The 6,169-nt window shown below is 48.5% G+C and carries 6 protein-coding genes and 1 pseudogene; 2 read left to right on the forward strand and 5 right to left on the reverse strand.

The window, feature by feature from the left end:
• Window positions 1-108: 108 nt before the first annotated feature.
• The 5 genes and pseudogenes from QUA70_RS27680 to QUA70_RS27700 all read right to left on the reverse strand — a co-directional run bounded on the left by QUA70_RS27680 (window position 109) and on the right by QUA70_RS27700 (window position 3,776).
• Window positions 109-924: an alpha/beta hydrolase gene (locus tag QUA70_RS27680; protein WP_333334784.1), complete on the reverse strand. Its 816-nt coding sequence runs from the start codon at window positions 922-924 to the stop codon at window positions 109-111.
• A 32-nt stretch (window positions 925-956) separates the two neighbouring features.
• Window positions 957-2,156 carry an FAD-dependent monooxygenase gene (locus tag QUA70_RS27685; RefSeq protein ID WP_333334786.1) on the reverse strand — a complete coding sequence of 400 codons (1,200 nt, stop codon included), beginning with the start codon at window positions 2,154-2,156 and terminating at the stop codon, window positions 957-959.
• A 78-nt stretch (window positions 2,157-2,234) separates the two neighbouring features.
• Window positions 2,235-2,501: pseudogene (locus tag QUA70_RS27690) on the reverse strand (Uma2 family endonuclease); the annotation flags it as partial.
• Between the two features lie 455 nt (window positions 2,502-2,956).
• Window positions 2,957-3,142 carry a hypothetical protein gene (locus QUA70_RS27695; RefSeq protein WP_333334788.1) on the reverse strand — a complete coding sequence of 62 codons (186 nt, stop codon included), beginning with the start codon at window positions 3,140-3,142 and terminating at the stop codon, window positions 2,957-2,959.
• 217 nt (window positions 3,143-3,359) lie between these two features.
• On the reverse strand, window positions 3,360-3,776 hold the full coding sequence (locus QUA70_RS27700) for a VOC family protein (protein WP_333334790.1): 417 nt from the start codon (window positions 3,774-3,776) through the stop codon (window positions 3,360-3,362).
• Between the two features lie 379 nt (window positions 3,777-4,155).
• Here QUA70_RS27700 and QUA70_RS27705 point away from each other — a divergent pair, with 379 nt between their 5' ends.
• Both QUA70_RS27705 and QUA70_RS27710 read left to right on the forward strand, forming a co-directional pair.
• Complete coding sequence (locus QUA70_RS27705) at window positions 4,156-4,530, forward strand: response regulator (protein WP_190659809.1); 375 nt, start codon at window positions 4,156-4,158, stop codon at window positions 4,528-4,530.
• Between the two features lie 239 nt (window positions 4,531-4,769).
• On the forward strand, window positions 4,770-6,095 hold the full coding sequence (locus tag QUA70_RS27710; RefSeq protein WP_333350978.1) for a HAMP domain-containing sensor histidine kinase: 1,326 nt from the start codon (window positions 4,770-4,772) through the stop codon (window positions 6,093-6,095).
• Window positions 6,096-6,169: the final 74 nt, after the last annotated feature.

Genomic DNA, 6,169 nt, shown 5'->3' on the forward strand with positions numbered 1-6,169 from the left:
ATTTTAAACCATCCTAATCTTTCTTCAGTCTTGTCTTATGGTACTTTGGCTGCTTAAAAACTGTCCGGAGTATTGTCGTAAGACTAACAGATTTTGTCGAAACCTATATTAAACACCTTCCAAACAGATATCAAGTTCTCTAGCAAAGGCCTCTGGCGCATCCAGCATCAGCCAGTGTCCAGTATCGGGAATCGTAGTTGTCGTCAGTGTGGGACGGAGGATGTGGAGGCTGAAGGGAAAAGTGTTTGAGGGAGCAATAATGGCGTGGGCTCGCGTTCCAGGGGCTGCTAGGTAGCGATCGAGAGCATCCACTGCTTCAAAGGCAAACATCCCGCGAGACATTCCAGACAGACAATCCTGTGGAGTCGCCGCCAAGCAAGCGAGTATCCGATCGCGCGTATGGGCCCTGCTTCCTGTCAGTGCCTCATTGAAGCTGGTTTCCACAGCAGCCCGCCAATCCTCCGTCTCCAGAGCCCTCTGGTAGGGGACGATCCGTGCCTCGTGCACCTCTGCAGGCACCTTGGTAAAGTCTCCAGGTGGGTCTGCCAGGATCAACTGCGCGATGCGGTGCGGTGCGCTGGCTGCTGTGGCGAGGGCAATACAAGCACCGAAACTGTGTCCAACGATCGCCACTCGATCGAGTCCCAGCCCATCCAGTACCGCCAAAACATCCGCTGCACAGGAGGCGGGCGCATAGTTGCCGTCCTCCGGCGGTGCGGAATCACCGTGTCCCCGCATATCAAGGGCGATCGCGCGTCGGGTACGGGCGACATGGGCAAGCTGCGCCTCCCAGATGCTCGCGGAAACCGTCATACCGTGCACGAACACCACCGGCAGCGCCTCGGATTCCGCAGCGGTGACAGGGGGGCTGGCTTCGATGATGTGAATAGTGCCGATCGGTCCTTTGATATTTGTCGATCGCATAAAATCTTCTCCTAATTGTGAATTTCCTCTTTTCAGACAACCAATTTTACCTGCGTTACTCCTTGGCGCAATTCATACTGTCCTTTTACCCAAAATTGTTTAATTTTTTCACCCAAAAACGGAGCCGTTTGCATCATCAATAAACGCAACAATCCATTTTTTCGCAGTTGTTCGCCTTTCCACGCTTCTTGTGCTTGAAGTTGTTGGGCGCGAATAATTTCTGGTTCGCGTTCTGCCTGAATCCGCGATAATCCTAAGTCAATATCCTCGTAATTAGCCCCTGCTTTCAATAAAGGTACAAGGTGATTGGCGGCAACAATTACATCGCGGAACGCCATGTTAATTCCTTGAGCGCGAACCGGAGACATGGGATGTGCAGAATCCCCCAAAAGTATGGTTCCTGGTCGATGCCAGCGCGGACAGCGACCAACCACAACAGATAATCGCATCGGAGATTCGATCGTATCGGCACAGTTGCGGAAATGTTCTGCCATCCACGCAGGCGATCGCGATGCGAAAGTTTCTGCCCAGTCTGTGTGTTTCCGATCCGTTTTGTCATCTGCCGATAGCACCCAAGCCAGATGAAGTTTTCCTGATTCTGCCCCATGAAAGACACTAAATCCGCTACCGCCATTCAGGATGGAATAAAATACATTATCCGCCACAAACCGACGATGAGCGGCCAGTTTAAACCACAGAACATCTATACTATTCTGCTGTTTTACTAACTCTAATTCTGCACGTTGTCGCACAACCGAGTTTCTACCATCTGTACCAATCACAAGTGCAGCAGGAATCTCTCGCCCATCTCCTAGCTTTACACCCGCAATGCGATCGTTGCTGTACAGTAAATCTTTTACGGGAACACCTGGGATAAATTCAAACTCTGGATGCAACTGAGCTTCTGAAATTAGTGTTTCTAGCAAAGGCGGTTGCGATACCAGCGTACAAGGTCGATTTGACCCCATTGGCTCATCAACTCGAAATAGTTGCCGATCGCCCACAATGAACTCCCAGGCATCAATTTGTCGGTGTGGAACACCTTCGAGCATTGTGGATAAGCCCATTTGGGCGATCGCATCCAATCCGCTGGGCATCAACCCTTCACCGCGAAACACTCGGTAGGCATCTTTTGCCGCCTCAACCAAGGTTACAGCAATACCTCGTTTCACTAGCATTAAGGCAAGTGCCGCACCAGTTGGTCCCGAGCCCACAATTACAACTTGCATCATTGCCATTCCCCATTGCTTTTTGCGGATATTGAGATGTGAAGAAAGGTGGTAAAAGGAGGCGAAATTTCCTATTCCCAGCTATTTCTGGAGTCCCTGTTGAAAAGTCTTAACTGCATCAACATGATTCACCATATTGATGCAGCGCAACAACAAATCCAAATCGAGCCCTTTCACCTCCTCACTACTAGAAACCTTTTCATAATAAAGTGTATTGCCCTCTCCCCGCAGGTGATAAACCTCTAACAATCCATCTTCCCAGAACCACACTTCCTTTATCTTCAGCCGCTTGTATGCCTCCAGTTGGTTGATGCCACCACTGGAAAACACGACCTCGATCGCCAAATCTGGTAGCCTGCGACCAGGAGCAAGTTTTTGACACTCCCCTGCCTAAAGGCGAGGGGATTCTTAATTCAGCGACCGACCTTAAAGCGTCCTGTCCTTGCGGCAATACTCAAACCTTTTAACCGTAGAAAGCTACCAATTAACGAGCTTGACTCAGAATCACCCCAGCGGGTCTATCTCCAAAAGCGTACTAGGATATTTACCTAGAGTTCGGGTATGCCCTACCCTACTTAACGATCCAAAAAGGAATAGTTTGTTTTTGCTGGTTGGGAACCTACATTTTCGGTTCTTAGCTGTTTAAAGAGTTTTCGCCGCTCTGCGTCCCCCAATTTATGCCTGAAAGTGTGTCTTATGTCCCGTTTCACGATGGCAAAGGAGTTTAACCTTGACTATTGCACTATACCACCTTATCCATCCTATCCGGGCTTTTTGAAAAGTTTTTCTGAACTAAAGCCGTCCTAGAAGGACGGGGTTTTAAACCCAGTTTTCCGATAAGATTCATCCGCCTCTCGCTTGACTTTTCGCGTTTCACTTTCCAGAGTCATCGAGCCAGTGGGAGTAAAGTCAAACCCCGCCATCAGCAGGTACAGTTCCACCAATGCACCAATTCTTGCTTTAACGATTTCGTGGGGTTCTCCAGGCATTCGTCGTATCTTCAGAATTCCATCCAGGAAAGAAAGTCGATATCCTGGACGGTCTAACAATTGCTCAACTGCTTTGAACTCTCTCCAAGTGAGTCCCTCAAACAGAAGGGGTGATTCTTTTCTGGGTGGTGCGATGATTGCTGCCGTCCTTTGATTCTCCAGTCTATTTCCAGATGAGAAACGATCGGGTTTGGAGGGCGATTTGTTTATTATAACTTTAAGTAGCTTTCTCCACTGTAAATCCGATTTCTTGCCCGTAGGATAGTTCCAGCGTGTGACCGTCCGGGTCTCGCAAAAAAGCCCAGTAGCCGATCGGATATCCATCATCTTTTGGTTCCTCAAGCAATAGGCCTTCTTGACGTGCTTTGTCGCAGAGATCGTCCATATATTCGCGGCTTTTGCAGCCAACTCCGAGGTGTGCCCAGGGAGACAGAACGGGATGTACGGAGTCTGTTTGAATTAGCACAATTACAAAAGGGCGAGTGCGGTCAGAAAGCCAGACCACAGCAACACCAGTTTCTGCATCAATGCGGCGGTGAACGACCTGCATTCCAGCATACTTAGAGTAGAATTCGATAGTGCGATCGACATCAGAAACGGGCAGTGCGATGTGTGTGAGACCGATATCACTCATGGGTTATGTTGCTCCAGTCATATTAGGCTTAACATCAATAATTGCCACTTCCAATCTCATAAATTTAATGAGACGATCGCCACTTATACCAATTTTTTATGAGGCCCCGTAGAATCCGATCACCCTGGCGCCCCCCGCGTCCGGGGGGGAAAAGAGTCCGATCTTTCGTCCCCCGACTATCAGGGAGATGCGAGGGGGATCGAGATATGTGCAACTTCACATTAAATTGGTATAACCGCTCGTAACTGTCCATCGTTTTGCTGCCTAGTATTTGTAAGCAGCAAAACCTGAGCGGAACCAAGACGATTTACCTCTCAAGGTAGATGTCGGTTAATCCTGTCTTTGAGATACTATATCTGAAATGTAACTATTTATACTAATGCCGCATCTTTTGTTGGTAGACGACGAAGCCCCACTTTGTGAAAGCCTTGCTTACTCACTGAGAAAGGAAGGCTATGAGGTCACTACAGCACCAGATGGACACAGCGCGATCAAACAATTCCACAAGCAAGTACCCGATATCATTCTGCTCGATCTGATGATGCCAGAAGTTGATGGGATGGAAGTGTGTTGGCGTATCCGGGCTTTTTCTAATGTGCCTATACTGATGCTAACGGCTAAAGACCAAGATATGGATAAAGTGTTGGGCTTAGAGGCAGGGGCAGATGATTATGTGACCAAACCCTTCAATACGCAGGAATTGCTCGCACGGATTAAAGCTTTGCTGCGCCGCCATCATGCGGAATCTACTTAAAAGCGATTAAGGCATCCTTCAAGGGTTTGATAGCTCGGTTGGCTCAATCCATGACCAATGGCGCTAGGTTAGGATCACTTGCAACGGATACACCATTTATCCCAGCCATGTTTGAGCCGATGAAACTTTTTGCCCAAGACTCCTTTACGAGCAGATGGTTAGCATCTCTTCGGTGGAATTCAATCCACACGAAGCTCTTGGCTACCTACCTGCTCCTGATCGTCTTAGGAACCTCGCTTATGTCTGGTTACATCCTATGGACGTTTTATGCCTTTTTCATGCAGTCTCGTCAGACTGATTTAGAAAACTGGGCAACAGCACTAAGCGAGAGCGTTGCAGATGCCCTCGAAGAAAAAGATACGCAACGGGTGCAGATCATTGTTCGGCGCTATGGGGCACCCGCCAATATCGCACTCCGTGTCTTTGATGCCCAAGGTTCGCTGCTAGCCACCTCTAACCCTCAAACAGATCGACAAATCACCAATTGGCTGCTGATACCTGGCATTTCAGAAGCACTACACGGTCATTCGGTGCAGGGCATTGCTAAAGGAGTTTTATCAACGGAGGATCGCCTCTATATTGCCAAACCGATGACTCGCAACGGTCAGCGGTTGGGGATATTACGCATCTCGATTACTTTAGAACAGTTTCAGAAACAGTTTGTAAGGGTGATCTGGACAATTTTAGCCGCCCTTGGCATTACCATTTTTCTCTGTACCTTGGTCAGCGATCGATTAGCCCGGAGTCTCTCTAAACCCATTGAGGTGATGCGAAACTTTGCGATTCGCGTGGGTAGAGGACAGTTTGATGACAAACTCCTGATTCGTCAAAGCAATGAACTAGACCAACTCGCAACGGAACTGAATCGTATGAGTGAACGGTTGAAATCATTGGACAACGAACGCAGAGCCTTCCTAGCGAATGTTTCCCATGAACTGCGGACCCCTGTGAGTAATGTTCAGGTCACCATTGATGCGCTGGAGCGTGGCGCTGTGGATGAGCTGGAGTTGCGCGATCGCTTCTTTCAAACCATCAAAGAGGAGACGAAGCGGCTTTCGGGCTTGATTCACGATTTGCTTGATTTAGGACGCTTAGAAGCGGGTGTCACGCTATTAGAAATCCAAGCCATTGCCTTAGAAAGTGTAATCAGCCGTGCGATTAGAGCAATGGAAGTTCGTATGCAGGCTAAAAACGTGACTGTAGAAGTTGATGTTGCTGACCTTCGGATTATGGGCGATTCGGAACGCTTATTACAGGCTTTTTTGAATCTCTTAGACAATGCGATTAAGTACTCTACCCCCAATGCTCGTATTTTCATTGCTGCCTCTGGCAACAAGCAACAGGCTCTGATTTCAATTCGAGACCAGGGAAGCGGCATTCCTGAAACCGATTTACCTCGCATTTTTGAACAGTTTTACACCACGAGCCGCTCTAGTAAGAATGGGGTTGGTCTGGGTCTAGCGATTGCCAGACGCATTATTGAAGCGCATGGAGGCAGTATTACAGCCAGTAGTAAACCCGGTCAAGGGGCTGTATTCACCCTTTCTCTACCCTTAGAATCATAAGTAGGGCTTGCTGAATAAGCCTAAAACCCTTACCTCAAAAGACTTTGACTCGCGTTCGGCGTTGACAACGTGTA

The organism is Microcoleus sp. LAD1_D5 (assembly GCF_036702115.1).
Taxonomy (GTDB): Bacteria; Cyanobacteriota; Cyanobacteriia; order Cyanobacteriales; family Microcoleaceae; genus Microcoleus.

Coding starts and splice junctions, on each gene's coding strand:
- QUA70_RS27710 (WP_333350978.1), top strand. CDS start 4,770: ATGTCTGGTTACATCCTATGGACGTTTTATGCCTTTTTCATGCAGTCT.
- QUA70_RS27685 (WP_333334786.1), bottom strand. CDS start 2,156: ATGATGCAAGTTGTAATTGTGGGCTCGGGACCAACTGGTGCGGCACTT.
- QUA70_RS27695 (WP_333334788.1), bottom strand. CDS start 3,142: ATGCCTGGAGAACCCCACGAAATCGTTAAAGCAAGAATTGGTGCATTG.
- QUA70_RS27680 (WP_333334784.1), bottom strand. CDS start 924: ATGCGATCGACAAATATCAAAGGACCGATCGGCACTATTCACATCATC.
- QUA70_RS27700 (WP_333334790.1), bottom strand. CDS start 3,776: ATGAGTGATATCGGTCTCACACACATCGCACTGCCCGTTTCTGATGTC.
- QUA70_RS27705 (WP_190659809.1), top strand. CDS start 4,156: ATGCCGCATCTTTTGTTGGTAGACGACGAAGCCCCACTTTGTGAAAGC.